Below are 24,149 nucleotides of genomic sequence, written 5' to 3' on the forward strand. Positions count from 1 at the left end.
CTTCGAAGCCGCTCAATTCCAAAACGACCTCATAGAAAATCCGACAGACTGCTAGAGCGGAATCCGCTCCAGATCGAGCACAAACCGTCGCGGTCGAACAGGTGAACCTTCGTTGCATCGGGCATGAGCTTCAAAATACCCCCCGGCCGGGCCTCGATCCGCTCGCGGAAGATGCCGACAATCTGTTCGCCGCCCAGACGGAAAATAACCTGCGTTTCAGACCCGGTGGGCTCGACGACGACGACTTCGGCAGGCAACCCGTCCGGATCAAGGGCAATGTTTTCCGGCCTGATACCATAGACCGCCGCTTCGCGTTTATCGGCAAGAGGAAGTTCGTAGTCGCCAGAGATGCGGAATCCGGTGTCCGTGACTGTGCCGCTGATGAAGTTCATCGATGGCGATCCCAGAAAGCCGGCAACGAACATATTCACCGGATGGTCATAGAGCTCCAGCGGCGCGCCGACCTGTTCAATTCGCCCGTCCTTCATCACCACGATCTTGTCCGCCATCGTCATCGCTTCGATCTGATCATGCGTGACATAGATGATCGTTGTTTTCAGCCGCTGATGAAGCTCCTTGATTTCGGCGCGCACCTGCACGCGCAACTTGGCGTCAAGGTTGGAAAGCGGCTCATCGAAGAGAAAGACCTGCGGATCGCGCGCCCCATTGCCACGCGCTGTCGCTGCCCGCCGGACAGCTCGCGCGGACGGCGTTCAAGAAGCGCGCCATGTCCGAGAATGTCTGCGGCCTGCCGGATCTTGGCATCGATTTCCGCCTTGGGAACACGCTTCATCTTCAGCGCAAAGGACATGTTTTCCGCAACCGTGATGTGCGGATAGAGCGCATAATTCTGAAACACCATCGCGATATCGCGATCCTTGGGAGCGAGATCGTTCACAACCTGCTCGGCGATCCGGATCTCGCCAGAGGATATGTCTTCCAGACCGGCGATCATGCGCAGGAGCGTCGACTTCCCGCAGCCGGACGGCCCAACAAGGATGACGAACTCCCCATCTTCTATCTCGACGGAGACCTGTTTCAGCGCCTCATAGGCACCATAGAATTTACCGACTGTGTCGATGCTCATTTCAGCCATTTAAATCTCCCCGGACTGCATGACTATTTGCCTGCAAGTGCACCGCCGACGCCGCCGATGCTGAAGAAACGATTGAGAAAGGCAAAAACCAGAACCGGGGGCAGCAGCATGATGACGGCACAGGCCATCACCGGTCCCCAGTCGGCCTGGTTCTGCTGAAAGAAGGTCTGAAGTCCGATCGGCAGCGTGAAGTTGGAATCGGACCTGAGAAAGACCAGCGCGATCAGGTAGTTATTCCAGGCCAGAAGGAAGCTGTAGATCGCTGTGGACAGAATACCCGGCAGCGAATTGCGCAGGACGATGCGCACGAAGGCGCTCAACATCGAGCAGAGGCGGACAAGGAAAAGTGTGAAGCCTCACCCCCTCAACCCATCATGAATACCCTCCCCTATAGAAATTGTTGGGTATAGAATTTCTTGGGACGGCAGCTTGATTGAATTGCCGAACCTGCAGCACAAACAATGCGGATCGTCGGCGCTTGTAATCGGACATTGTCTTTGCAACGGAATAGGCCGCCCTGGCCGCCAAGATGTTTTCGGTGATGCCAAATTAACCACGGCGCACTCCGACCGACTGACGCATCTTTGCCATACCTTGCAGACTGGAAACAACCCAGCTTCAGGTTCAAAGCCGGCGCGGCAGCGGTACACACGACACAAAAGAGAGCGACAGGTGTTCGCGTCGGGTCGGAATTGATGAGAGCGAGAGTGCTGCCGCTGCATCAAAGGCATTGAAGAGGAACCGATTGGAGTGTAAATCGACGGCCTTCCAAAGGCATCGTTTGTGGCAACGGCCAAACCGGCAAGCGCCTTGCCAAGGCCCCGATCCAGAGAGCGCGATGTACTGCATTGGCCATTGCCGCCGCTCTTCAACCCGCAAAGCGCGGTTCGGGCAGGCCTTTGACCCCAAGCCCCGTGATCGCGAAAAGGCTGCCGCGCAGAACGCCGTCGCCAGGAAAGCGGGGTAGTGGCGGCTTGGCCATCGACGTGACATAGAGCACATCGAGATTCGGCCCGCCGAACTGCACGCTGGTCACCTTCTTCACCGGCATCTCGATCTCGCGGTCAAGCGTGCCATCCGGCGCGTAGCGGCAGAGCCGCCCGTCATAGACCAGTGCCAGCCAGTAATATCCCTCCGCGTCCACCGTTGCGCCATCCGCCGCGCCGCCGTTCGAGGTGTCGACCTTCGTAAAGGTCCGGCGGTTCGAAACCGCACCGGTCTCGATGTCGTAGTCATAGGCCCAGACCTCGCCTGTCCAGGTGTCGGTGAAATAGAAGGTCCTGTCGTCCGGCGAGAAACACGGCCCGTTCGAGCAGATGATGCCGTTGTCGACCGTGGTGACGCTCAGGTCCGGATCGACCCGATAGAGCGCGCCTTTCGGGCCCTCTTCCATCATGTCCATGGAGCCGGCGAAGAACCGTCCCTTGCGGTCGCATTTACCGTCATTGAGACGGGTGGTGTCCAATCCCGGCTCGGGGTCGTGCAGCAACTGGCAGTCGCCACTTTCGAAATCCAGCAGATGGAATCCCTTGTCCAGCGACACGATGGCGCCGGAGCCGTCCTTGCGCAGCGCCATGGATCCGATCTTGCCCGGCACGTCCCAGGCGCGCAGCTCTGTACCTTCGGCGGTGCAGCGGAACACCCGCCCGTCCATCGAGTCGATGAAATAGAGCCGCTGGCTCTCCACGTCCCAGACCGGGCCCTCGCCCAGCGTGGTCTTCACGTCCAGTAAAATGTCGATCTTCATAACCGTCTTCCTCCCTGTCAGAAATTCACAGCGTCGCCGCCCTTGAGCGCCAGCATCTCGCGGGCCTCGTCCGGGGTGGCGATCTCGAGCCCCAGCCCCTCGACAAGCGCGCGCGCCTTGGCAACCTGCTGGGCGTTGCTCTCCGCCAGCCTGCCGCGCGCAATCCAGATGCTGTCCTCCAGCCCGACGCGGATGTTCCCGCCCATGCTGACCGCCTGGGCAGCGATGCGGAACTGGTCCTTCCCCGCGCCCAGCACCGACCAGCGGAAATCGCTGCCGAACAGCCGGCCGGCGGTGCGCTTCATGTGCATGACGTCCTCGGGGTGGGTGCCGATGCCGCCCAGAAGCCCGAAGACCGACTGCACGAAGAAGGGCGGCTTCACCAGCCCGCGATCGGCGAAATGGGCGAGGTTGTAGAGATGCGAGATGTCGTAGCATTCGAACTCGAACCTTGTGCCGTTGCCGTAGCAGGTCTCGAGCACATATTCGATGTCCTTGAACGAGTTGCGGAACACCAGGTCGCGCGAGCCCTCAAGGTGTTCGCGTTCCCATTCGTGCTTGAATTCCTTGTATTTCGCCAACAGCGGGAAGAAGCCGAAATTCATCGAACCCATGTTGAGCGAGGCGACTTCGGGCGACCAATGCGCCGCCGGTTTGGTGCGCTCGTCCACGGTCATATAGGGCGAGCCGCCAGTGGTAATGTTTACGACCGCGTTCGTCGACTGCTTGATGCGGCTGAGGAAGGGCGCGAAGGCTTCCGGCGACTGATCGGGCTTGCCGGTCTTGGGGTCGCGCGCATGCAGATGCAGGATCGCGGCCCCGGCCTCGGCGGCGCCGATGGCGGCCTCGGCGATCTCGTCGGGGGTGATGGGCAGATATTCCGACATGGTCGGGGTATGGATGGCGCCGGTCACGGCGCAGGTGATGATCACCTTGTCAGGCATGGTCTCAGTCTCCGATTTCGTTTGCGGCGCGCCGCTTGTGGGCGGCAAGCGCCATGAGTCGCCGGTCGCGCCAGGCTTGCCGGTCGGCGATGTCTGTTGCCGGCAGGGCGGCGCGGCGCTCCGCCTCGATGCGGTCCAGCACCGCGCCGCGCCAGTCGGCGGGGGGCTGCTCGGAAAGGCCGTCATAGATGCCCGCATAGCGTTCGACATATTGCCGCACGCCGTCGGGGGCGTTGAGATCGATCGTTTCGAACGGCCCGATGAAGGACCAGCGCAGCGCAAGCCCCTCGCTGAGGCCGATATCCACGTCCTCGGCGCTGGCAAAGCCGCCCTCGACCAGCCGGAAGGCCTCGTGGAGCAGAGCCCCCTGCATCCGGTTCATGATGAAGCCGTCGATCTCCTTTTTCATGACAATGGGTCGCATCCCCGCGGCGCGCAGCATGGTCGCGGTGCGGTCCATCAGCGCGGGATCGGTCCAGGGCGCGGGCACCAGTTCCGCCGCCGGGACCAGGTAGGCGGGGTTGATCGGGTGGTTCACCATCACACGGTGACGTCCCGCAAGCCCCTCGGAGATCACCGAGGGTAGCAAAGCGGAGGAAGACGAGGCCAGAACCGTTTCCGGACCCGCGATCGCATCGAGCCGCGCGAAGATCGCGCGCTTCACGCCGATCTCCTCGAACGTGCTTTCCTGCACGTGCTCCACGCCGTCCAGCGCTTCTTCGAGCGTGGCGACGGGGCGGATGCGCGCAAGCGCCTCCTCGGGGTCACAATCGATGAGGCCGAGCCGCCCCAGTTCGGGCAGCATCTCGGCGGCAAAGGCGCGCGCGGCATGCGGCGCTTCGGCGCTCTCGTCCCAGAGCCGCACCTCGTGGCCGGCGCGGGCGAAGACGATGGACCAGGCGCGGCCGATCAGGCCGGCGCCGATGCAGGCGACAGGGGCGGGCATTAGAGCGTCTCCACGTTGCCGTCGACGGGGAAGCTCTGCCCCGACAGGTTGCGTCCGGTATCGGCGATCAGGAAGGCGGCCATGTCGGCGACATCCTCCGGCGGGGTCATGCGCCGCAGCGAGACGTTGGCCAGGTAGCGCTCGGTCATTGCCTCGTGACTGAGGCCGGTCTGCTCCGCGCGGGCGGCGATCACCTTTTCGATGCGTGGTCCGGCGATGATGCCCGGCAGGATGGCATTGGCGCGGATATTGTCCGGCCCCAGCTCCTTGGCAAGGCTCTGGGTGAAGCCGACAACGCCCCACTTGGCCGAGGCGTAGGGGGTGCGGAAGGCATAACCGAACTTGCCCGCAGACGACGAGATGTTGACGATGGCCCCGCCGCCGGCCGCACGCAGCATCGGCACGGCATGATGGGTGCAGAGGAACTGGCCGGTCAGGCAGATATCGATGCAGCGTCGCCAGTCGGCAGGCGATATCGCGTCGACGCCGCCGGTCGGGCCGGCGATGCCGGCGTTGTTGACCAGCGCGTCGAGCCCGCCCATGCCGGTCCCGATGGACTTGAAGAATGCCGCGACCTCGGCCTCGTCCGAGACGTCGGCCAGCATCGCGACCTCGGCGTCAAGTTCGGCGGCGGCGGTTTCAAGCGCGGCGGGATCCACGTCGCAGATCGCCAGGCGGGCGCCCTGTCGGGCCAGTTCGCGCGCGATGCAAAGGCCGATGCCGCCTGCGCCGGCGGTGACCGCGACGCGCATGCCCGCAAGGCCAGGCAAAATCATACGGGGGGTGTCGTTCATGTCAATCTCCTTCATTCGCGCAGGGCGATAACGGCCATCAGGATGACAAGGCCGAAGAATACGGACCGGAAGGCAAAGGGCAGTGCGGTGCCCGCGAGCAGCATCTGCATCGCGGTGAGCAGCAGAGCGCCACCCAGCATGCCGGCGTAATGCCCGCGCCCGCCGGTGATCAGTGCGCCGCCAACCACCACCACGGCGATCGAGGGCAGCAGATAGTCGTCGCCCATGCCGAGGCTTGCCTGTCCGGAAAACCCGGCCAGCAGTACGCCAACCAGCGCGGCGCAGAGCGCCGACAGTATGTAGACCGAGACGATAACCCGCCCGCTTCGCACGCCCGACAGACGCGCGGCGAGCGCGCTGTTGCCGACGGCATAAACCTGGCGACCGAAGACGGTGCGTCCCAGCAGAAGGATCGCTGCGGCGGCAAAGGCGACCATAAACAGGATAACCGGGGTCACGCCAAGGATCTTCCCGGTCATGAGCCAGCGCAGCGCGGGCGGGGCAAAACCCGCCGGCGTGCCGCCGGACCAGATCAGCGCCGCGCCCTGCAGGATGCCGTTCATCGCCAGCGTGACCACGATCGGCGAGAGCCCCAGAGCGACCACGCCGAGACCGTTTGCCAGTCCGATCATCGCCGCCACGGCGAACACCACCGGCAGGGCCACCAGAAGGCCGGCGTCCTGGCCTCCGACAAGCCCCGTCATCAACACGCCCGACAGCGCGATGCACCATGGCAGCGAAAGATCGAGCCCGCCGGTCAGGATCACAGCACCCTGGCCCAGCGCCAGGATGGCGAGGAAGCTTGAGAGCACGAGCAGCGAATCCCAGTAGCGCCATCCGGTAAACACACCTCCAAGCACGAGCTGCGTCGCGATCAGCACCAGTACGAGGCAAATCCAGGCAGGAAGCGCGTGGCGCAGCGTTGCGCCATAACGCTGCGTGAAATTCAATTTCGGCGCGGTTCCGGAAGGCTGGGTGAAGACAAGCCTGCGGTCCGCCTTCGGACGCTGCGATACCAGCCAGCCCTTGCGGCGGGCGGCGAACGCGTCCTTTAGTTCGCGCAGGCGCTGCGATAGCGGGCTGTCCTTGGTGAGCGAACCCGCCAGCACGGCAACCAGCAACACGGCGCTTTCGGCGATGGTTGCGTAATAGGCCGAGACGTTGAGCGACAGCAGAAGATTGACCACGATCATCAGGATATAGGCCCCGAGGATCGTACCTGGAATGCCGCCCTTGCCGCCGCCGAGCCGGGTTCCGCCGATGACGACGGCGGCGAAGGTCGGCAGCAGCAACGCGTTGCCCACCAGCGGATCACCGCTGCCGGTCTGGGCACTGACGAAGACTCCGGCCAGCCCGTAGAGCCCGCCGGCTAGCATGTAGGTGACGAAGGTGACGGTGCGGGTTCTGAGCCCGGTTGCACGTGACGCCTCGATATCACTGCCCACAGCGAAGAGCGCCACGCCGAACGCCGTGCGCTTGAGCCAGAGCCACAGCAGCACCAGCACACCCAGCAGGGTCAGCGGTGCGGGCAACAGGCCTGGCAGCGTGTCGCCGAGATAGACCGTTGCCAGCGACGGCGCGACGAAGCCGCCGGGCGTCGCCATGACCAGCAGGGTCAGCCCCTGGACGATGAACATCACAGCGAGCGTTACAACAATGGGCTGAAGCCGCATCACCGCGACGAAAAAGCCGTTGACCGCGCCGACGCTCGTGCCGATGGCGATGCCGATGGCAGTCCAGAGCGGCACGGAGGCCTCCATGTTCGACGGGTCCATCGAGGTTGCAAGCACCGCATTGACCAACGACACCACGGCTCCTGCCGACAGGTCGAACCCGCCGGAGATGATCACCAGCGTCTGGCCGGCTGCGGCGATAGCCGTGGTGGCTCCGCCGCTGGAAAGGAAGGAAATGTCGAAATAGCTCAGCGGATACGGGCTGAGAAGGCTGTTCAGCAGCATCAGCCCGGCAAACACCAGAGCGGCGACGATCACCGCCTGGGCGCGTTTCAGGCTGCGCAGGCCTGGCAACAAGCCAGCGGGCGGGGCAGACGTAAGGGGCTGATCGATCATGCGGGAACCTCCTGCCGGTCGCGGGGCGTCGAGACGTGGAGCGGATCGCTTCCCCCAAGCGTCGCTGCCATGATTGTTTTCTCGGACAGGGCGTCGCCTTCAAGCCAGCAGCGCACGCGGCCCTCGTAAAGCACCCCGACGCGGTCGCAGAGATGAACCAGTTCGGGAATTTCGGTCGAGTGCAGCAGCACAGAACCGCCGGCGTCGGAATAGGCGCGCAGCAGGGCGTAGAGCTGTTCCTTTGTGCCCACATCGATGCCGCGCGTCGGATCGAAAAGCAACAGTATGCGGCTTTGTGCGACCAGCCACTTCGCCAATACGATCTTCTGCTGGTTGCCACCCGAAAACGCGCCTGCGGGCAGGTAGTGCGCGCGCGCGTCGACTTCGACTGCGGCAAAGGCCCCGGCGGCGGCGCGCGCTTCGGCGGCATCATCCAGCAGCGGGCCGCGACGGAAACGGTCCAGCACCGGCAGGCTGGCGTTCTGCCGTCCCGGCAGCTTGAGAAACAGTCCCTGCGTCTTGCGTTCCTCAGGTACGAGGCCGATGGCGACGGACGGATGCAGCGCGTCGGCGGGCGAGCGCAAATGCAGCGGCGCGCCGTCGAGTTCGACATGGCCCGCATGCAAGTGTTCCTGCCCGAACAGAGCCGAGAACAGCGCCTCCTGCCCCATGCCCTGCAAACCAGCAATGCCGAGGATCTCGCCCCTGTGTAGCGCGATGTCGACCCCGTGCAATTTCGGCCCGGCGGACAGGCCGCGTGTCGCCAGCACCGGCGTTTCGTCATGCCTGTCGCGCGGCGGGCGCGGCGGAGGAAACGCATTTTCCACAGAACGTCCGATGATCATCTCGACCACCTCGGCGTCGGTGACATCGGCTACCCTCGCAGAATGGACAGAGCGTCCGTTGCGCAGGATTGTAAGCGTGTCGCAAAAGGCGCGCACCTCGGGCATGCGGTGAGAGATGAACAGCACCGTTATACCCTGTACCGCCGCATCGGCGATGATGCGCCCGAGCCAGTCAACATCGCTGCCCGACAAGGCAGAGGTCGGCTCGTCCAGCAGCAGTATCTGCGGCTTGCGATAGAGTGCCCGTGCTATCTCGATCTTCTGGCGGACCGCGAGGCTCAGCTCGCCGGCCAGCGCATCGAGGTCGACGGAAAGGTCGAGTGCGTAGAAATGGGCGGATAGGGCGCGGCGGGTGCGACCGCGGTTCAGCGTGCCGAGCGGCGTCCACGGCGCGCGCGGCAGAAGCATGTTGTCGAGCACCGTCAGGTCCGGCACCAGGGTCAGTTCCTGGAAGGCGGTCTGGATGCCCGCCGCATGGGCGTCGCGCGGCGAGCGCAACGCGACTTCCCGTCCGTCGATACAGATGCTGCCGGCGTCGGGCCGCACGAGACCCGACAGCAGCTTCATCGTGGTCGACTTGCCTGCGCCGTTCTCGCCCAGCAACGCGTGGACGCGGCCCCGGGCAACGGAAAATTCGACTTGGTCATTGGCCACGGTCGGCCCGTAGGCCTTGGTCAGGCCGGAGACCGCGACAGCGGGTGCGGATGACATGGCGTCCTCGAGAATGCTGTGAAGGGGTCCGGCGGCAGTCTGCCGCCGGATCGGGGCCGGGGATCAGCGCTCGGGCTGGCCCACAAGCGCGGCGTTCAACCCGAGTTGCGGCAGCTCTTCCGAGAAGATCGAGGCGAACCAGCCCGGATTCGACACCAGACCCGGCTGGAAGGCGTTGCAGCCGGCCTTCTGTTCTTCCCAGCTCCCGGTTTCGCACAGCTCGACCGTCTCGTTGGTGACCAGCGGCAGCGGCAGGGTGGTGTGCTGCGGGATCTCCACCCCATCGAGCTTGTCGACCGCCAGCTTCAGCGCCAGCGCCCCGGAATAGGGCGGAGAGGCATAGGAAATCCGCGGCGCGCCCATCGGCGCATAGGGCGCAGACGCGCCGTCGACCGCGGTATCGGCGGGCAGCATCTGGATGCGTCCGCCGTTCGAGCCTTCGCCCGCGCAGGGCAGCAGGTCTTCGGGCGCTTGGCCCGCCTCGAGTTGCATCGCGTTGGCCGTGTAGCAGCCGACCTGCATCCACAGCCCGTCGATCGCGGACCAGTCGCGGGTGGCCATCAGCTTGTTAAGTTCGGTCCGCGCCACCGCCTGGCTCCACATGCCAACGGCCTCACCGACGATATTGATGCCGTCATGCTGCGCGAAGACCTCCTTCGCGGCCGAGGTACGGGCGGTGTCGACCGAGGTTCCCGGAACGCCCGTCACCATCACCACATCGCCCTCGCCGCCCATCTGCTCGACCAGCCATTCGGCTGTCTTGCGACCCGCTTCGGCTTGGTCGATGGTGACGTTATAGGCGCAGGGCTCGGTGATTTCGGCGTCATAGGCGATGATCGTCACACCGCGCGAGCAGGCGCTGCGCACCACGCTGTTCAGCGCGGTGGGCGAGATCGGGTAGACTACGATCGCATCCGCGCCCGCCTGCACCATGGCATTGATCTGCTGGATCTGGCGCTGGGCGTTGGGGCCGGCAACTTGCACATCAAGGTTCAGGCGATCCTTGTACTCCTCGGATGCGGCCAGTGCCTTGATCATGTTCGAGGCTTCGGCCTGCCAGTCATTGCCGATGTAGCTCATCGACAGAAAGATCTTGTATGGCTCGGCATCCTGGGCCTGTGCTGCCCCGGCAAGACCGATGGCGCAGGCGGCGCCCGCGAGTAAACGTCCAATCATGACTTCCTCCCTTGATAGGCGACCCTCCCGGTCGCCGACAGGACTTGAGATTAAATATCTTTGATCAAAAGTCAAAACATCTTTCTCTTTGAAGCGAAATTTCGTACCTTGCCCTGCAGAACAAGAGGATCCGGACATGCTCGAGAATGTGACGCCGCTGAAGAAGGAGACGCTTCAAGCACTGGTTCACCAGCGCCTGTGTGACCTGATCCTCCAAGGAGAGATCGCGCCGGGAGAATCGGTCACCGTGGCGAGCATCGCCAAGGCGCTGAACGTCAGCCCAATGCCTGTCCGCGAGGCGATTTCCCGACTGATGGCGCTCGGGGCGCTGACCGTCGTTTCCGGTCGGTCGATCGGTGTGCCTCTGCTCGGCGCGGGGCAGCTCGAGGATCTCCGCAGGGTCCGCTCCGAGATCGAGGCCTCGGCGGTCACCTGGGCCGTTGCGAACCGGACGCCGGAGTTCGAAGCGAAACTCGAAGCCCTGCTGGAACGCATGGAAGATGCGGAAGCCAAAGGGCAGGTGCGCGACTTCATCCACCGCAATTACGAGTTCCACTTCGCGATCTACGCGCAGGCAGGCTCCGCGCTCATGCTCGAGATCATCGGCACGCTGTGGCTCCGGATCAATCCACAGTTCCACCTCCTGCAACGTCATGGCCACTACAAGGCGTCCAACCGGCAGCATCGGGCGTTGCTTCAGCGCATCTGCGCGGGCGATGCCGACGGCGCGGTCTCTGCGTTGCGGGAGGACATCGACAGCGCGTATGAAGTACTCCTCAAAACGCTGGAAGAACGCAGTCCGCGATCTGATCGCACACTGGTACGGTAGTTCCAGGACAAATCCATTCTGACCCGACCCCATGAGGCCAAGACGAGGATTGCGCAAAGGCGAAGGGCGCGCAGCTTCCAAAAAATGAAAAGCAGATCGATCGGTTCCTGGAACGCCTCACGGAGGCAAGTATCCCGAGCGTGATTTCCGCACTCGAAAAGCACATAGCCAGACTGGAGCATGAAAAGATTATGCTTCGCGAAAGGATGACGCAAGCGCCCGCTCCGAAGGCAAGCTTCGACAAAACACTTGGAACGGCGCCTGAATTTCTTTCAAACCCTTACGGCCTGTCGGTGTTTCGTACGCCAGACGATCACTTGCTCACAATGGGAGCGCGTATAGCATAAGCCAAGTTGATGATCGCTCCGCCGTCTGGCCCGTGAGAAAGCATGTACGATCAGATTAGGAATCTACGATAAGACCGCGATTATGAGCCTGCACGTTCCCTCATGGTTTTGTAAGTGGAAAGCTGCAAGCTGCCCCTCTTTCACGTCACCGGAGGTTTTCGACTCGCTCCGGCATATGACCGGCAAAATTGAAAACACGCTCCAGGTAATGCCGATCCCCAAGAGCAATAGCTATATGAGTTGGCGGTTTGCCAGCGCCGTGAAGGCGCCATCCTGCTCGATCAGTTCGTCAAACGTCCCGCTCTCGACGATCCTGCCGTTTTCAAGAACATAGATGCGGTCTGCGTGACGGATGGTCGAGAGCCGATGCGCTATGATGATGCGGGTTGCCTTCATGCGCTCCAGCGCGCCGCTCACCTCAGCCTGGGTGACATTGTCGAGCGCGCTGGTCGCCTCGTCGAACAGCACGATGCGCGGCTTGCGCACCAGGGCGCGCGCGATCAGCAACCGTTGCTTCTGGCCGCCCGAGAAGGTTGCCGCGCCCTCGCCGACCGGCGTCTGCAAGCCCATCGGCATCGCCCTGATATCCGGTTCCAGGCCGGAATCCCTGACAGCCTGCCAGATATCGGCTTCCGTGTAGATGCCGTTGGCGGTGATATTGTCGCGAATACTGCCGGTCAGGAGCTTGCCATCCTGAAGGACCACGCCGATCTGCCGGCGCAACGCCGACGGATCGAGTTTCTCGAGATCATGGCCGTCATAGGCAACGCTGCCCGTCTGCGGCGTCGCAAACCCCAGCAGCAATCGCATCAGCGTCGACTTTCCGCTGCCGGAGGGGCCAACGATCGCCACAAACTCGCCGGAGCGGATATCCATGCTCACATCATCGAGGATCGGCCGGTCGGTCGCCTCATAGGCAAAACCGGCATGGGCGATGACGATACGGCCGCTGAGTTCGCCGGGATCGATTTTCGCGCCCGAAACCTCCGGCTCGCCCGCCAGAATGGGCTCGGTGCGTTCATAAAGCGGTTTCAGCGACATCAGCGTGACGAACGCGCCGGCAAAGCCGGAAAGCCCGCCGTAAAACTGCCCGAAGGCGGTATTGAAAGCGATGAATGTGCCGGTCGAGACGTCCTCGACATAAAAGGCGAACACCGCCAGCGCGACGATATGGAAGACGATGAGGACCCCGCTCGTCAGCAACCCCTCGCTGTAGGACAGCACGTTCGAGCGCAGCCGGAAGTGCATGTCGCGGGCAAAACGCTCGGTCCAGTCCGAAAACGCAAGCCTTTCCGCGCCGTTGACCTTCAGCGTGGCAATTCCGGACACGAACTGGAACGTTCGGGCGGAAAGCTTTCCGCGCAGTTCGTACTGCTCGCGCTGGTACATCAGTTGCAGATAGGCGAATGCGGAACTGATCAGAATGACGAACACCACGAAGCCCACGGCGATGCCTGCGAGCATGGGCTGATAATAGAGCATCATCGCCAGGCTGACGGTGGAAAACAATCCGCTGAACAGAACGGAAAGGGTCGAGCCGCTGAGCGCCCGGCTGAGGGCGTTGATCCCGGACGCCCGGTTCGCCAGATCGCCGACCTCGTATTGCTGAAAGAAGGAGGCGGGCAGGCGCAGCAGCCGGTCCCAGACCGCGCTTTGCACCACCGCGTCGATGCGGCCGCGCATCCGCAGCTGCGTCAACGCCCGCGCCGTGCCGAAGCCGAGCGTGGCAAACGCCGCCGCCGCCAGGACAATGGTGACCTGGCGCAACTGGTCATATTCGGCCTTTGGTATGATCGTATCGAAGATATGGCCCGACACCAGCGGCGTCAGCAAGCCCAGGAGGGCCGCGCAGGCGGACGCGATCAGGATCGTGGCGAAAGCCCGGACATTGTTGCGGAACACAAAGCCGAGAAGCATGCGCGACGTCACCTTGCCGTCCGGCAGCGGGCGATAGAAGATATAGGCCTCCGGCGCGAGCGTTTCGGCAAGCTGCCTGCCGACCTTGCGCTCGCGACCTTCGGGATCGATATGACGATAGCCGAAGCGGCCGGGAATGAGGCAGGCAGGCTCCCCGGTTTCGGTGAACGCCAGAAACGCGCCGTGATCGCCGCGCCACCATTCCTCCGGCAGCCGCGCGCGCCTGGCGCGTACATGATTGAGCCGGGCGATCGCGGCAACCGCCTCGCCGCGTTCCCCTTGCGCGAGGTGCCGCCCGGCCTTGAGCGCGATGCCGTCCGCCGCCGCCACCCGGGCAGCGCAGCGCATCAGCGCATCGGGCTCCAGCGTGCCTGCGGCCTGTTTCGCCCTGCGATTGAGAAGCGCCGCCACGTCGCCGGAGGCCGCCTTCAGTCGCAGTTCCGCCGCCTGATCGCGGCGCGAGACATCGTCGCGGACGTCGCGGCGATGTCTGGCGAGCGTGGTCGCTATGCCTGAGAGCGCGATGCGCAGCGCTTCCGCCCGCCCGCGCTGCAGCAATCCGGCCTCGGCAAGCGACGCGCTGTCATGGACCCGCGCCGTGACAGCGGCCTGTGCCCTCGCCCAGAAATCCGCCGTCAGCGGCGCCAGACCCGGACCGAGATCACGCCCGTCGCCGGAGAAAAGAACGCCATCCGTCTCAAGCCAGAGCAACGCGCCGGCGGCACAGACGGCGGCGCCCTCGGGGATCGAGACATGCTGCCGCGCGCGCAATGGCGCAATGCCGCGCGGCGGCAGGGCGGTCGGGCAGGCCGCCAGCAGACGGCCGATCCAGGCATCCACGCCCGCGTCGGGCGGGCTCTCTTCGGCTGCGGCGATGCGGCATCCGGGCGCCGGAACCACGACGATATCGGGGGCGCCGCCTGGCCGGCCGGCATCGGCAAGACCGGTGAAAAGGTCGCCGCCGGAAAGGCGCAGAAGATGATGAAGCGGGCCGTAGATCGGCGTATCGTGATCGACCGCGAACACGTCGGCCGCGCCCTCTTCGACAAGGAAGACGCCGTCAACGTCGTTGAGCGGGATCGCGCGCGGCACCCGGGCGGTGTCGCGGGCTTTTAGAAGCGCCAAAGGCAGATCTGTTTGCGGGCTGTCGGTCATCCGGTCTGCTTCTCAATGCGCGGCAACAAGGCGGGCGTAATGCCCGTCCGGCTGCTCAATCAATGTCTCGTGCGTTCCGCGCTGCACGATCCTGCCCTGATCCAGCACGATGATCTCGTCGCTGTCGCGGATGGTCGAAAGCCGCTGGGCGACGATCAGGCAGGCGCAGCCGCGCTGTCTCAGGTTCATGTCGACGGTCTGCTCGGTTATGGGATCGAGCGCCGATGTCGCCTCGTCCATGATCAGCACTGACGGATTGCGCGCCAGCGCGCGGGCGATTTCGAGCCGCTGCCGTTCGCCGCCGCTGAGATTGCGCCCCGCTTCCGACAAGGCGGCATCGATCCCCTGCTCGCGCACCAGCGGCAACTGATCGAGGCAGGCATCGGCGACCGCCCGGCTGATTACCGGTTCGGGGATCGAGGTATCCCAGAGCGTGATATTGTCCCGCAATGTCCCGCTGAAGACGTTGATGTCCTGGCTGACCACGCCGAGCGATGACGTCAGCGTCAGGCGGTCGATCTGTTGCAGCGGCATGTCATCGAAGAAGATCTCGCCCTGCCAGGGGCGGTAAAGCCCCGCAACCAGCTTGCCGACGGTCGATTTTCCCGAGCCGCTGGCGCCGACCAGCGCGATGCGCATACCCGGCTGTAACAGCAGCGAAAAATCGTCCAGCAGCGGCTTTTCAAGCCGGCTGTATCCGAAGGTGACATTGCGAAGCTCGACCTTGCCGACGAGCTTTTCAGCGGTGGCGGAAGCATCCGGCCGCGCCGCCGCCCGTGCCGGCTCGGAGGAACCGTAATTGATGACATCGTCGAGACGGTTGAGGTCGACCTGCGTGGTCTGCAATGACGAACCAAGCCCCACCAGTCCGGAGATCGGCCCGTTGAAGCTGCCGACCAGAACCTGAAATGCGACGAGGTCGCCGACGGTCAGCCGGCCATCCAGAACGAACAGCGCGCCGAGGCTGAGAATTGCGATATGCCCCAGTGCGGAAAGAGACCCCGGCAGGAGGCCGAGCAGGTTGTTCTGACGTCCGATGGTCTGCGATAGCGAGACGAGCTGGGCCTGAAGGCCGCCCCAGCGGGAAAACAGATCGTCCTCAAGCCCGGCGGCCTTGACCGTCTCGATCGCCGAAAGGCCGCTCATGATCGCCGAGGCCTGCTCCGCCCCGTTTTTCGCCAGAAGATGGCGCGCGTTTTCCAATCGCAGCCAGACAACGCGCGCCATGATGAGGTTGACGACGGCCATGGAGACGACGAGCGAGGCCAGCGGCACGCTGTAGGAAAACATCAGCGCGCCGTAGACGACGACCGAGATCATGCCGACGATGCTGAATGCCAGCGGGCCGGAGATCATCGACGCGACCCGGCCGGCAGATCCGAGCCGGCTCGAAATGTCCCCGGCAAAGCGCTGGCTGAAGAAATCCATCGGCAGATGCAGCAATCTCCAGAGCACCTTGCGCGTCATGTCGATGCTGACCTTGGCGGAAAACCGCATCAGGTAATGCTTCTGCAGCCAGCTCAGAAGCATGCTCAGGCCGCCGGCCACGATATAGGCCGCAAGCAGCGGGCGGACCCAGTCCTTCTGTCCGCCGACAAGGAAACCGTCGACATAGATCTTGCTGAGCGCCGGTATCACGATGCCGGGAATGACCATCAGCAGCGTCACCAGCAATATGAAGGCGAACGGTCCTTCCGTCCCGCGCGAGAGCTGCCGCAATTCGCGCAGCACCGATGGCTTCTCGCCGCCGGTCTCGAATTCCGGCCCGGGCTCGACGGTAACCACGATACCCGTGAAATCCCGGTCCATCTCCGACCAGCTGACGTGCCGTCGCCCCTGCGCCGGATCATTGATCTGGGCGCCTTTGCGGCCGACCTTTTCCAGCACGACGAAGTGATTGAAGCGCCAGAAGATGATGGCGGGCAGGCTGACCTCGCGCAATCTCTCCAGCCCGACCTTGAACCCTTTCGCATCGCAGCCGAAACGTCTGGCCGCCTCGATCAGGCTCCAGGCATTCGAACCGTTCCGCGACACGCCGCATTCGAGCCTCAGCCGCTCGAGGGAGACCCAGCGGCCATGATAGGCCAGAACCATGGCGAGACAGGCAGCGCCGCATTCGACCGCCTCCATCTGCAGGATGGTCGGCGTCTTTGCGCTGCGAAAGATGCGTCGTGGTCTCAGCGCCGAAAACCGTTTGGTCATGCCGTAGCTCCGCCCGTCATTGATCGAGACCGAGCACGCGGCGGATCGCAGGTATCACCAGAACGATCGGCGGAACCTGCTCCACGGCAACATCCGCATCGGCAAGGGTGCCGGTCCGGACCTTCATGTTCGGACCGTGCCCCGAGGTCCATTTCAATCCCGAGGGCGACCCCTTGTCCTTTTCCAGCTGCACGCCGAAGGCGATCGGGGGCTCATTGCCGGCGAGCGCTTTTGCCAGCGTTTCATTGCCAAGCTGACGCGCGACGGCGGTGTCGCTTTGCGGGTCTTCGCTGACCCAGACGACCTTTCCGCGGATGGTGCCGAAACGGGAAGCCTCCACGGTCGATGGCGAAACATTGACGTCCATGCCCGCCAGAACTTTCTTTCCATGCAGCGGATTGGCGAAAAACACCCCTTCAATGTCGTCATTCACGGGTTGCACCGTCACGATGGGTGATCCGGGCTGGACAAAGGAGCCGATGCTGGCGTCGACCGCGACGACGCGTCCGGACATGTCGGAGAGCACCTTTCCGCCGCTGTCGAGCGTATCTTCGAGATCGGCAAGGCTTTCCTGGGCCTGCAGCACCCGGTCGTTCATCGCCTGAAACGCCGTGGTTTTCTGGTTTTCAAGCTCAAGCCGGTTGGCCGCAAGCTGATCCTTGTCGAATTTGGTCTCGTCCAGATTTCCCGATGCCTGGATAAATGCGTCGCGGGCCTGTTCAAGCCTGAGCGGGGTTATCGCGCCGTCGCTGCTGGCCTGCTCGAAGCCCTGAAGAATTTTCTCCCGGCTCTCGACCTGCTTCTGGTCCCACTCGATCTGCCGCGCCAGATCCTTTTCCTTTTGCTCAAGGTCGGCCATCCGTTGCGGCAGCAGGGTATTCCAGTAGGTTTCCAGCAGCGTCTGCTCGTCCTTCAGCGAGCGCAGCGTCCGTTCCGCCTCGCGCTTGTCCTGCGCCACCGAGACGATCTCGATGGATGCCAGGAGCTCACCCTCTTCGATCGTGTCGCCGAGCTTGACCGGCAGAGACTGCAATATGCCGGAATGCGTCGCCACGAAATCGCGGGTCTCGCCATAGGCCGGGCCAAGAACGCCCTTGCCAGCAACAAAAGTCGTCACCGCGCCGAAAATGCTCCAGTAGATCGCGCCGCAAAAAACCAGCGCAATCGCCAAGGCCACGACCCAGCCACTCGGGCCGACGACACGCATCAGGCTATCTGTGCTTTCGGGGGATTGAAGCTGTTGCAGGGCGGATTGGCGATAGACGCGCTTGGGGGAATCTGTCGAGTTGGACATGAAGTTGGCGCACTCTTAATCTCTCAGGAGCACGATATTCTCCGTGCCCAGATGCTGCGATCGATTTTTTTGCCTGATACAGGGCTGAAATTGTCCCTGCGGCCACGAGACCGCAGGGACACAGACGGTTGCGGATCCGGTTCCATCCGGGCGAAAAAGCCGGTGAACCTTCTCAGCTTTTCTTGGCTTCGATCGACTGGGCCATCACGTCGCCGATGCCGCCAACGGCGGCGCCCCCTGTAATACTCGCAGCCGTTTCGGCGGCGGCGCCGAGAATCAGGTTGCCGGTGCTCACGCCCATGATTGCGGCGGCCTCCGACCCGGCGACACTAATAACTTTCAAAACTGCGCCAACTCCAGTGACGCCGCCGGCCACAGTAGCAACAGCCGCAATCGGGTGCTCCTCAGCCTCATTTGCGACCCACCCTACCCCGTCCTTGATGCCATCCCAGGCATCACCGAAGATATTGCCGCCGGCGGCGCTCTGCAAATCCTCCTGGCCGAGTTCATTCATGTTCGTTTCGTCCGACTTGGACGGATCGATCCCGTTGCCATGGCTTGTCATGACAATTCCTTTCATCTGTTTGAACTAATTAGCATAAGTGCAGTGAAACCTGTCTCTCGCCGCACGATCACTTCTCGAATTCCGGTCGCGGAGCGGTGTCCGTCTCAGGAAAATCTTCGTAATATTGTTGGCAAGTTACTTATTCCCGCCCCAAGATCATTGACGTCCGCACCAAGATCGCTGCTCGTCACTCGTTCACTGTCACTACGGAAGCGCCCCGGCAACATTCTGCAGCTCTTCTAGATGAAGCTCCGGCATTGGTGCTCATGCACTCCTCGCTGGGGCCAGTCGCATTTTCAAAAAATGAGCGCAGTCGTCTCATCGCGTGGGAAGAAGCAGCAAACTACGCCAACCGCCCGATGTGGAAACATACCGCCCAAATCAATCGTCACTTCCCCATAGATTCACAAACCGTTTAACCGCTTTATCGAGAGCCAACTTATCCGCATCGGCTTCTGCTGCACCTGTAATAGCATCAGCTGCAGCGGCGCCAGCTCCGACGCCAGTTGCCATAGCGCCGACGATTGCAATCCCCTTCGCGATATTCGCGATATCAGGATGCGCTTCCGCTTCGCTCTTTGTCCAGTTATAGGCAGAAGATGCAGCGCCTCCGACATCATCCGCCCCCGCCTTGATCCCGCCCCAGACATCGCCAAAGATACTGCCACCGGCGGCGTCCTGAAGCTCCTCCTGGCCGAGCTGATCCATGTTCGTTTCATCCGACTTGGCCGGATCGACCCTGTTGTCATGGCTTTTCATGATAACTCCTTCCATCGATTTGAATTGATTGACAAAAGTTGCATCGTGGACTGCCTCTCTCCGTACGATCACTTCCCGATTTCCGGTCCCGGACCGCCATCCAGTTCAGGATCGACGACATTCATCCCGGGCGACGCGATCACCGGACCGATCTGCGTAACACGGCTCTGGCCGGAGCCCGTCAGCACGTCAAACGCCTGATCAAGATCACTGCCCACCGCGTCGGCAACAGTCTTGAGATCGCCCATGAAACTTCCGCCGGTGACATGCTGCAATTTTTCCGGATCAAGCTCCTGCATCTCGGTTTCGTCGATCTCCTGGTCAACCAGATTCTTGCCTTCGTTTGCCACTATCATGAACCCCCAGACTTGAGGATATCCCACTCAACCTCGGCGCCGAATTCGACAACCTCCCCGGCCACATGACCGGCGGCCTTGACGCCATCCTCGACGTCGCTCAAGGCACTGCCGAGAAAACTGCCCCCGGCGGCGTCCTGCAGTTCTGCAGGACTCAATTCCTCGATTTCGGCCTCATCAGTTTTGAGTACGGATTTGGTATTTTCGTTCGACATGGTCACCACTCCCGTTGGTCCGGCAAATGTCAGAAAATTTTCTTCGCCTCATCGACGAGATCATCGACGCCGTGGACAGTGGCGTCGGCAGCATCGCCGACCCCCGCCCCGATAACCGAGCCGACAGCGAGCCCCGTTAGTCCGAGCCCCACACTGACAGTCCCGGCCACTGCTGCTGGCGCCATGAGCACGCCTACGGCGGCCGCGCCGACGACAGCACCCGTACTGGAATCGTGATCGTCCAACCAGTTTGCGGCATCTGAAACATCTCCCGAGATGCTGCCGCCTGTCGCATTCTGCAGTTCTGCAGCGCCCAGTTCCTCGACTTCGGCCTCATCGGCCTTGATCGGGGATTTCGTGTTTCCGTTCGTCATTTCATTCTCCTTCAGCTCAATTTGTTCCAAACGGTTTTGGCGGTATTTTCGACATCACCCGCGGCGGTCGAAGCAGCTTTGACAGCTTCGCCGCCAACCCATTTTGCGCCAGACGAAGCACCGTCCACGACTTCCGTGGGCAGTGTGACCATCACTTCTTTTTCAACATCATTGGTAAGTTCGGCGCCATCCTGGATGCCATTCCAGACGCTGCCGAAAAAGCTGCCGCCGTTGGCGCCCTGCAATTCTTCAGGGCCCAGCTCCTCGATTGCAGCTTCATCGACGTTCATCCCGGTTTTGATTATCCTGTTCGTCATTTCAGTCTCCATCAGCACCAGTTGTCCCAGACGCCCTTGGCAACATCGCCAAGACCGCTCTCGAGCGCCGATCCAACCTTGGAAGCCTCATCGCCTACCAATTCCGCTCCTTTAACGACATCCGCGGCACCGGCATCGACCACATGTTTGGTGGCATCGGCGACATCTTCGATGCCATTTGCAATACTGTCCGTCACATTGTCGCCGGGCCCGACAATGCCGACAAAGCTGCCGCCGGCAGCGCCCTGCAATTCCTCTGCGCCCAGTTCCTTGACTTCAGCTTCATCGGTGTGCATCGGGGACTTGATGTTTTCGTTGGTCATTTCTGTTCTCCATCGGCTTCAGTTTTTCAAACGGTCATTGCCTTGGCATCTGGCTTCGAGAACCTGGATCGACATCCGCGAAACCAACCGGTTCCTATCGTCTCGCCACAGCGCAGAACGGCTTCCCACCACATCGTCAGCATGAATACTGCCTGAGAGAAGTAAATAATACTAGGCGATAAATATCAAACACAAAATGAAATGTTGACTATTTTTAATTTGTTACTTATTTATATTGCGTTACGTAACGTAATCTAAAGTAACGAAATTCGAGCAATGGCACGTAGGCGATCAGGCGCGTAATTCCCCACCCTTAAATTTTTGATTTCCGGTGCGGCTATCGGCCCGTGCCAAGACGGATGCGATAACCTGGAAGGGGTTTGCGCCTTTGAGGTCCTGCGCACGGAAGCGAAACCCTTGCTTTTGTGCCGCTCCCTTCGACGCCTTCGATATCGAGCCTGCCGCCGTCGGCCGCCGCTATGCGCGACACAAGAGATAGGCCCAGCCCGGTGCCATTGACCTTGTCGGTGTTCGAACCGCGAACCGTGGGTTCGATGACAGCATCAATTTCGTTCGCGGGGATAGCCCCTTCTCCATGTCGGCGACATAGGCATCAACCAGATCGACGAAATTTGGCGACAATGCCATCAATGCGGGCATCGTGCGTTCGGGTTTCATCACGGGTTTCATCCAGACGGCCTCGCGGCTTTATCGCGCATCGATACCGTCATGAGGCGACGGCACAAAACGGATGGCATCGCCACCGGCCAGAATATCCGCCAGTGTCAGTTCGGTCGATTTATCCACGAGGGTCGATACCTGCAAAACAGGCAAATCGCCGGCGTCGGCTCCCTCTGCCCGGGAAACTCCTCCACCCGCCAGCAGGAGGACCAGAACCAGTATCTGGGCGAAAGGCACCAAGGCATTGTCAGAAAACGCTCCGGAAGCCAACAGATGCGTCTGGACATGAGTAATGCCCTCCTTGAATATCGCCACTTGCCGAACAAGCCTCATTCAGGAAACCGGTCAGATAACCATGGCGAACGATATTCAAGATATTAAACATGCTGACGGAGAACAAAAGGCGGCGGCCCGCATACTTCTGGTCGAGGATGACATGGACCTGCGGCAGACTCTTGCCGAATATCTCAGGATGTGTGGCATTGCCGTGACGGAAGCGGCTTGCGGCCTCGAATTCTACAAATTGCCGCGCAAGGCGGCCTTCGACGTCGCCATCATCGATGTCAACCTGCCCGATTGCACTGGCTTCGAGTTGGCCGGGGAACTTGCGCCCGAAGCCGAAAGGATGGGGATCATCATGCTCACGGCCCGCACCGGCCGCGACAACCGCATCAGGGGCTACGGTGAAGCGGAACCACAGTCGCCATGCTGTTCGAAGCCGGGCGCAACCTCGGTGAAATCGCTGCGGTCACCGGACATTCGCTACGCCGCGCGCAGGACATTCTCGACAAATCTCTTGCTCGGACAAGCAGGCTCGCCGACAGCGCGATTGCGAAGTTCGAGAACGTACTGGAAACGGATTTTGCAAAACAGATTGCAAAACGAGGAGATTCTGAAGAGGCTAAGCTAAGTAGTGGCGCGCCAATAGTTTTCATGTCGATACCGGATCGCTTTGCTCCCGGTGGGTAGCCGCAGGTGGCCGGCAAATCGGGAAGGCTTGCGAACTCGTTGGGTTCGACCTTGCTTCCGGCGGGCGCAGATCGGCCAGCGCTAAAAATCCTCATATCTGAAGATAACGGTTTTCAGGCCCGGCGTGATCTCGGCATAGGCGCAGGCATTGTCGTCCAGTTCCGCTACCCATTGATGGCCGATATAGGTTTCCATATTGACGGACTGACCGGGGGCGAGGCGGGTGTAGAGCTTTCGATTGCCATCGAAATCGATCCAGTAGAGATCGAACGGGAAATCAAGCGAGCGGTCGGCGGTGAAATGGATGTTGCGCTTCGCACCGGTCGTTTCCGTGGCGATGCCGCCGAGACACAGTTCGACCGAGGGCACATAGACCGTATCATCCGTTCCGGCGGCCGGGCCCGTCGACGGCAGTGCGCCGCGTCGTTCGAGACATTCCGTGATCTTCAGCACCGCGGCGGTCGAACCGGCAAGATCGAAGCGGAGCGGCCGCTCATCATTGATCGCGACCGTCAGCACGCTCGATTGCATGAGGAAGCCGACTTCGTCCCGGGTAAGATCGGACACCGCGTTTCCGCCCTCGAAGCCGAACTGCGAGTCGATCGCACGATCGTCGAAGGAAATCAGCGCGCCGTCATAACGCTCCGCATCGCTGCGCCCGGTCGGCACCACGAGCTGCCAGCGATCCTGATAGTTTTCAACAACCAGCAGCCCGGAAGGCTCCGCCTTGACCGCGCCGCAACCAAGAAAGCCTGCGGTCGAATGATCGATCGCATAGACCCGCCAGCCCTTCACCTCGCCATACGGCGTGATCGCGTGTTCGGCGCGATAGTCGAGCCAGCCCGACAACGCCGTGCCAGCCTGCAGGAAAATGGCCGCAATAAAGAGAATACGAAAAATTCCGGCCCGCATGTCGCCATTCCCCCGCGCCATCAAAATTCTTCATTCAACAAGGACAGTATTGCCATCAGGCCTCAGTTTAGGCAATCTGTAAATAGGGTGATATCAACCTATCCGTGGATGAGAGGAGCGGAAACATGCACAAGAACACGATATGCATCTGGTATGACAAAGACGCCGAGGCGGCAGCGCGCTTTTACGCGGAGCTGTTTCCCGACAGCGCGGTTACGCGGGTTTCCCATGCGCCCGGCGACTACCCCTCCGGGCACAAGGGCGACGTGCTCACCGTCGAATTCACCGTCTGCGGCATCCCCTGTCTCGGTCTCAATGGCGGGCCGGCCTTCAGCCAGAGCGAGGCCTTTTCGTTTCAGATATCGACGGAAGACCAGGCCGAGACCGACCGCTACTGGGACGCGATCGTTGGCAATGGCGGGCAGGAAAGCGCCTGCGGCTGGTGCAAGGACAGATGGGGCGTATCCTGGCAGATCACCCCGCGCACGCTGATGGAGGCGCTCGCGGCAGGCGGCGCGGAGGCCGCCCGGGCCTTCGAAGCGATGATGCAGATGCGCAAGATCGACGTGGCGGCGATCGATGCGGCCCGCAAGGGCTGACCGGCCC

Annotated in this window: 24 protein-coding genes and 2 pseudogenes; 4 read left to right on the forward strand and 22 right to left on the reverse strand. The window is 62.0% G+C overall.

The features are described 5' to 3' along the window. Positions 1–29: 29 nt before the first annotated feature. Both HQ843_RS22130 and HQ843_RS22135 read right to left on the reverse strand, forming a co-directional pair. A pseudogene (locus tag HQ843_RS22130) lies at positions 30–1,096 on the reverse strand (ABC transporter ATP-binding protein). Between the two features lie 23 nt (positions 1,097–1,119). Beyond that, a complete protein-coding gene (locus HQ843_RS22135; RefSeq protein ID WP_256432931.1) occupies positions 1,120–1,419 on the reverse strand; it encodes an ABC transporter permease subunit in 300 nt (99 codons plus the stop codon). 208 nt (positions 1,420–1,627) lie between these two features. Between HQ843_RS22135 and HQ843_RS29565 the strand changes: the two are divergent. After that, a pseudogene (locus tag HQ843_RS29565) lies at positions 1,628–1,830 on the forward strand (ATP-binding protein); the annotation flags it as partial. A 134-nt stretch (positions 1,831–1,964) separates the two neighbouring features. On the opposite strand, the gene HQ843_RS22140 reads toward HQ843_RS29565, so the two are convergent. The 7 genes from HQ843_RS22140 to HQ843_RS22170 all read right to left on the reverse strand — a co-directional run bounded on the left by HQ843_RS22140 (position 1,965) and on the right by HQ843_RS22170 (position 10,328). Continuing rightward, on the reverse strand, positions 1,965–2,843 hold the full coding sequence (locus HQ843_RS22140) for an SMP-30/gluconolactonase/LRE family protein (protein ID WP_180901170.1): 879 nt from the start codon (positions 2,841–2,843) through the stop codon (positions 1,965–1,967). 17 nt (positions 2,844–2,860) lie between these two features. Next, on the reverse strand, positions 2,861–3,787 hold the full coding sequence (locus HQ843_RS22145; RefSeq protein WP_180901169.1) for a BKACE family enzyme: 927 nt from the start codon (positions 3,785–3,787) through the stop codon (positions 2,861–2,863). A 4-nt stretch (positions 3,788–3,791) separates the two neighbouring features. Then, a complete protein-coding gene (locus HQ843_RS22150) occupies positions 3,792–4,733 on the reverse strand; it encodes a 3-hydroxyacyl-CoA dehydrogenase (RefSeq protein ID WP_180903320.1) in 942 nt (313 codons plus the stop codon). Next, positions 4,733–5,527 carry an SDR family oxidoreductase gene (locus HQ843_RS22155; RefSeq protein ID WP_246710194.1) on the reverse strand — a complete coding sequence of 265 codons (795 nt, stop codon included), beginning with the start codon at positions 5,525–5,527 and terminating at the stop codon, positions 4,733–4,735. Before HQ843_RS22155 ends, HQ843_RS22150 begins: the two co-directional genes overlap by 1 nt. 11 nt (positions 5,528–5,538) lie before the next feature. Beyond that, positions 5,539–7,596: an ABC transporter permease gene (locus HQ843_RS22160; protein ID WP_180901167.1), complete on the reverse strand. Its 2,058-nt coding sequence runs from the start codon at positions 7,594–7,596 to the stop codon at positions 5,539–5,541. Further along, positions 7,593–9,152, reverse strand: coding sequence for a sugar ABC transporter ATP-binding protein (locus tag HQ843_RS22165; RefSeq protein ID WP_180901166.1), 1,560 nt, complete (start codon positions 9,150–9,152; stop codon positions 7,593–7,595). Before HQ843_RS22165 ends, HQ843_RS22160 begins: the two co-directional genes overlap by 4 nt. A 63-nt stretch (positions 9,153–9,215) precedes the next feature. Next, the gene (locus HQ843_RS22170; RefSeq protein ID WP_180901165.1) at positions 9,216–10,328 is read right to left on the reverse strand and encodes a sugar ABC transporter substrate-binding protein; all 1,113 of its coding nucleotides are present in this window, start codon (positions 10,326–10,328) and stop codon (positions 9,216–9,218) included. Positions 10,329–10,464: 136 nt separating this feature from the next. Between HQ843_RS22170 and HQ843_RS22175 the strand changes: the two genes are divergently transcribed. Further along, positions 10,465–11,157: a GntR family transcriptional regulator gene (locus tag HQ843_RS22175; RefSeq protein ID WP_180901164.1), complete on the forward strand. Its 693-nt coding sequence runs from the start codon at positions 10,465–10,467 to the stop codon at positions 11,155–11,157. 578 nt (positions 11,158–11,735) lie between these two features. Here HQ843_RS22175 and HQ843_RS22180 read toward each other — a convergent pair. From HQ843_RS22180 to HQ843_RS22235, 12 genes are all read right to left on the reverse strand, one after another. Beyond that, positions 11,736–14,576: an NHLP bacteriocin export ABC transporter permease/ATPase subunit gene (locus HQ843_RS22180; RefSeq protein WP_180901163.1), complete on the reverse strand. Its 2,841-nt coding sequence runs from the start codon at positions 14,574–14,576 to the stop codon at positions 11,736–11,738. A 12-nt stretch (positions 14,577–14,588) separates the two neighbouring features. Continuing rightward, positions 14,589–16,778, reverse strand: a complete 2,190-nt coding sequence (locus HQ843_RS22185; RefSeq protein ID WP_180901162.1) for an NHLP family bacteriocin export ABC transporter peptidase/permease/ATPase subunit — start codon at positions 16,776–16,778, stop codon at positions 14,589–14,591. A gap of 16 nt (positions 16,779–16,794) precedes the next feature. After that, entirely contained in the window at positions 16,795–18,072 is a 1,278-nt protein-coding gene (locus HQ843_RS22190) for an NHLP bacteriocin system secretion protein (protein ID WP_180901161.1), read from the reverse strand. A 172-nt stretch (positions 18,073–18,244) separates the two neighbouring features. Further along, positions 18,245–18,637 (reverse strand): hypothetical protein, encoded by a 393-nt coding sequence (locus HQ843_RS22195; RefSeq protein WP_180901160.1) that lies wholly within the window; start codon positions 18,635–18,637, stop codon positions 18,245–18,247. Between the two features lie 381 nt (positions 18,638–19,018). Continuing rightward, a complete protein-coding gene (locus HQ843_RS22200; RefSeq protein WP_180901159.1) occupies positions 19,019–19,396 on the reverse strand; it encodes a hypothetical protein in 378 nt (125 codons plus the stop codon). Between the two features lie 68 nt (positions 19,397–19,464). Next, a complete protein-coding gene (locus tag HQ843_RS22205; RefSeq protein ID WP_180901158.1) occupies positions 19,465–19,752 on the reverse strand; it encodes a hypothetical protein in 288 nt (95 codons plus the stop codon). Further along, the gene (locus tag HQ843_RS22210) at positions 19,749–19,967 is read right to left on the reverse strand and encodes a hypothetical protein (protein WP_180901157.1); all 219 of its coding nucleotides are present in this window, start codon (positions 19,965–19,967) and stop codon (positions 19,749–19,751) included. The genes HQ843_RS22205 and HQ843_RS22210 overlap by 4 nt, the downstream gene beginning before the upstream one ends. Before the next feature lie 29 nt (positions 19,968–19,996). Beyond that, positions 19,997–20,341 carry a hypothetical protein gene (locus HQ843_RS22215; RefSeq protein ID WP_180901156.1) on the reverse strand — a complete coding sequence of 115 codons (345 nt, stop codon included), beginning with the start codon at positions 20,339–20,341 and terminating at the stop codon, positions 19,997–19,999. Positions 20,342–20,352: 11 nt separating this feature from the next. Continuing rightward, positions 20,353–20,658: a hypothetical protein gene (locus HQ843_RS22220; RefSeq protein WP_180901155.1), complete on the reverse strand. Its 306-nt coding sequence runs from the start codon at positions 20,656–20,658 to the stop codon at positions 20,353–20,355. Between the two features lie 11 nt (positions 20,659–20,669). Continuing rightward, the gene (locus HQ843_RS22225) at positions 20,670–20,981 is read right to left on the reverse strand and encodes a hypothetical protein (protein WP_180901154.1); all 312 of its coding nucleotides are present in this window, start codon (positions 20,979–20,981) and stop codon (positions 20,670–20,672) included. A 337-nt stretch (positions 20,982–21,318) separates the two neighbouring features. Next, entirely contained in the window at positions 21,319–21,564 is a 246-nt protein-coding gene (locus HQ843_RS30115) for a sensor histidine kinase (protein WP_180902075.1), read from the reverse strand. 125 nt (positions 21,565–21,689) lie between these two features. Beyond that, on the reverse strand, positions 21,690–21,977 hold the full coding sequence (locus tag HQ843_RS22235; RefSeq protein WP_180901153.1) for a hypothetical protein: 288 nt from the start codon (positions 21,975–21,977) through the stop codon (positions 21,690–21,692). A gap of 40 nt (positions 21,978–22,017) precedes the next feature. On the opposite strand from HQ843_RS22235, the gene HQ843_RS22240 reads away from it, so the two are divergent. Further along, positions 22,018–22,572, forward strand: coding sequence for a response regulator transcription factor (locus tag HQ843_RS22240; RefSeq protein WP_180901152.1), 555 nt, complete (start codon positions 22,018–22,020; stop codon positions 22,570–22,572). Positions 22,573–22,712: 140 nt separating this feature from the next. Here HQ843_RS22240 and HQ843_RS22245 read toward each other — a convergent pair whose 3' ends face one another. Continuing rightward, positions 22,713–23,543, reverse strand: a complete 831-nt coding sequence (locus tag HQ843_RS22245; RefSeq protein ID WP_180901151.1) for a VHL beta domain-containing protein — start codon at positions 23,541–23,543, stop codon at positions 22,713–22,715. Between the two features lie 125 nt (positions 23,544–23,668). Here HQ843_RS22245 and HQ843_RS22250 point away from each other — a divergent pair, with 125 nt between their 5' ends. Then, positions 23,669–24,142 carry a VOC family protein gene (locus tag HQ843_RS22250; protein WP_180901150.1) on the forward strand — a complete coding sequence of 158 codons (474 nt, stop codon included), beginning with the start codon at positions 23,669–23,671 and terminating at the stop codon, positions 24,140–24,142. Positions 24,143–24,149: the final 7 nt, after the last annotated feature.

The sequence above is a fragment of the Martelella sp. NC20 genome, assembly GCF_013459645.1.
GTDB lineage: Bacteria > Pseudomonadota > Alphaproteobacteria > Rhizobiales > Rhizobiaceae > Martelella.

Coding starts and splice junctions, on each gene's coding strand:
- HQ843_RS22135 (WP_256432931.1), bottom strand. CDS start 1,419: ATGTTGAGCGCCTTCGTGCGCATCGTCCTGCGCAATTCGCTGCCGGGT.
- HQ843_RS22140 (WP_180901170.1), bottom strand. CDS start 2,843: ATGAAGATCGACATTTTACTGGACGTGAAGACCACGCTGGGCGAGGGC.
- HQ843_RS22145 (WP_180901169.1), bottom strand. CDS start 3,787: ATGCCTGACAAGGTGATCATCACCTGCGCCGTGACCGGCGCCATCCAT.
- HQ843_RS22150 (WP_180903320.1), bottom strand. CDS start 4,733: ATGCCCGCCCCTGTCGCCTGCATCGGCGCCGGCCTGATCGGCCGCGCC.
- HQ843_RS22155 (WP_246710194.1), bottom strand. CDS start 5,527: ATGAACGACACCCCCCGTATGATTTTGCCTGGCCTTGCGGGCATGCGC.
- HQ843_RS22160 (WP_180901167.1), bottom strand. CDS start 7,596: ATGATCGATCAGCCCCTTACGTCTGCCCCGCCCGCTGGCTTGTTGCCA.
- HQ843_RS22165 (WP_180901166.1), bottom strand. CDS start 9,152: ATGTCATCCGCACCCGCTGTCGCGGTCTCCGGCCTGACCAAGGCCTAC.
- HQ843_RS22170 (WP_180901165.1), bottom strand. CDS start 10,328: ATGATTGGACGTTTACTCGCGGGCGCCGCCTGCGCCATCGGTCTTGCC.
- HQ843_RS22175 (WP_180901164.1), top strand. CDS start 10,465: ATGCTCGAGAATGTGACGCCGCTGAAGAAGGAGACGCTTCAAGCACTG.
- HQ843_RS22180 (WP_180901163.1), bottom strand. CDS start 14,576: ATGACCGACAGCCCGCAAACAGATCTGCCTTTGGCGCTTCTAAAAGCC.
- HQ843_RS22185 (WP_180901162.1), bottom strand. CDS start 16,778: ATGACCAAACGGTTTTCGGCGCTGAGACCACGACGCATCTTTCGCAGC.
- HQ843_RS22190 (WP_180901161.1), bottom strand. CDS start 18,072: ATGTCCAACTCGACAGATTCCCCCAAGCGCGTCTATCGCCAATCCGCC.
- HQ843_RS22195 (WP_180901160.1), bottom strand. CDS start 18,637: ATGACAAGCCATGGCAACGGGATCGATCCGTCCAAGTCGGACGAAACG.
- HQ843_RS22200 (WP_180901159.1), bottom strand. CDS start 19,396: ATGAAAAGCCATGACAACAGGGTCGATCCGGCCAAGTCGGATGAAACG.
- HQ843_RS22205 (WP_180901158.1), bottom strand. CDS start 19,752: ATGATAGTGGCAAACGAAGGCAAGAATCTGGTTGACCAGGAGATCGAC.
- HQ843_RS22210 (WP_180901157.1), bottom strand. CDS start 19,967: ATGTCGAACGAAAATACCAAATCCGTACTCAAAACTGATGAGGCCGAA.
- HQ843_RS22215 (WP_180901156.1), bottom strand. CDS start 20,341: ATGACGAACGGAAACACGAAATCCCCGATCAAGGCCGATGAGGCCGAA.
- HQ843_RS22220 (WP_180901155.1), bottom strand. CDS start 20,658: ATGACGAACAGGATAATCAAAACCGGGATGAACGTCGATGAAGCTGCA.
- HQ843_RS22225 (WP_180901154.1), bottom strand. CDS start 20,981: ATGACCAACGAAAACATCAAGTCCCCGATGCACACCGATGAAGCTGAA.
- HQ843_RS22240 (WP_180901152.1), top strand. CDS start 22,018: ATGGCGAACGATATTCAAGATATTAAACATGCTGACGGAGAACAAAAG.
- HQ843_RS22245 (WP_180901151.1), bottom strand. CDS start 23,543: ATGCGGGCCGGAATTTTTCGTATTCTCTTTATTGCGGCCATTTTCCTG.
- HQ843_RS22250 (WP_180901150.1), top strand. CDS start 23,669: ATGCACAAGAACACGATATGCATCTGGTATGACAAAGACGCCGAGGCG.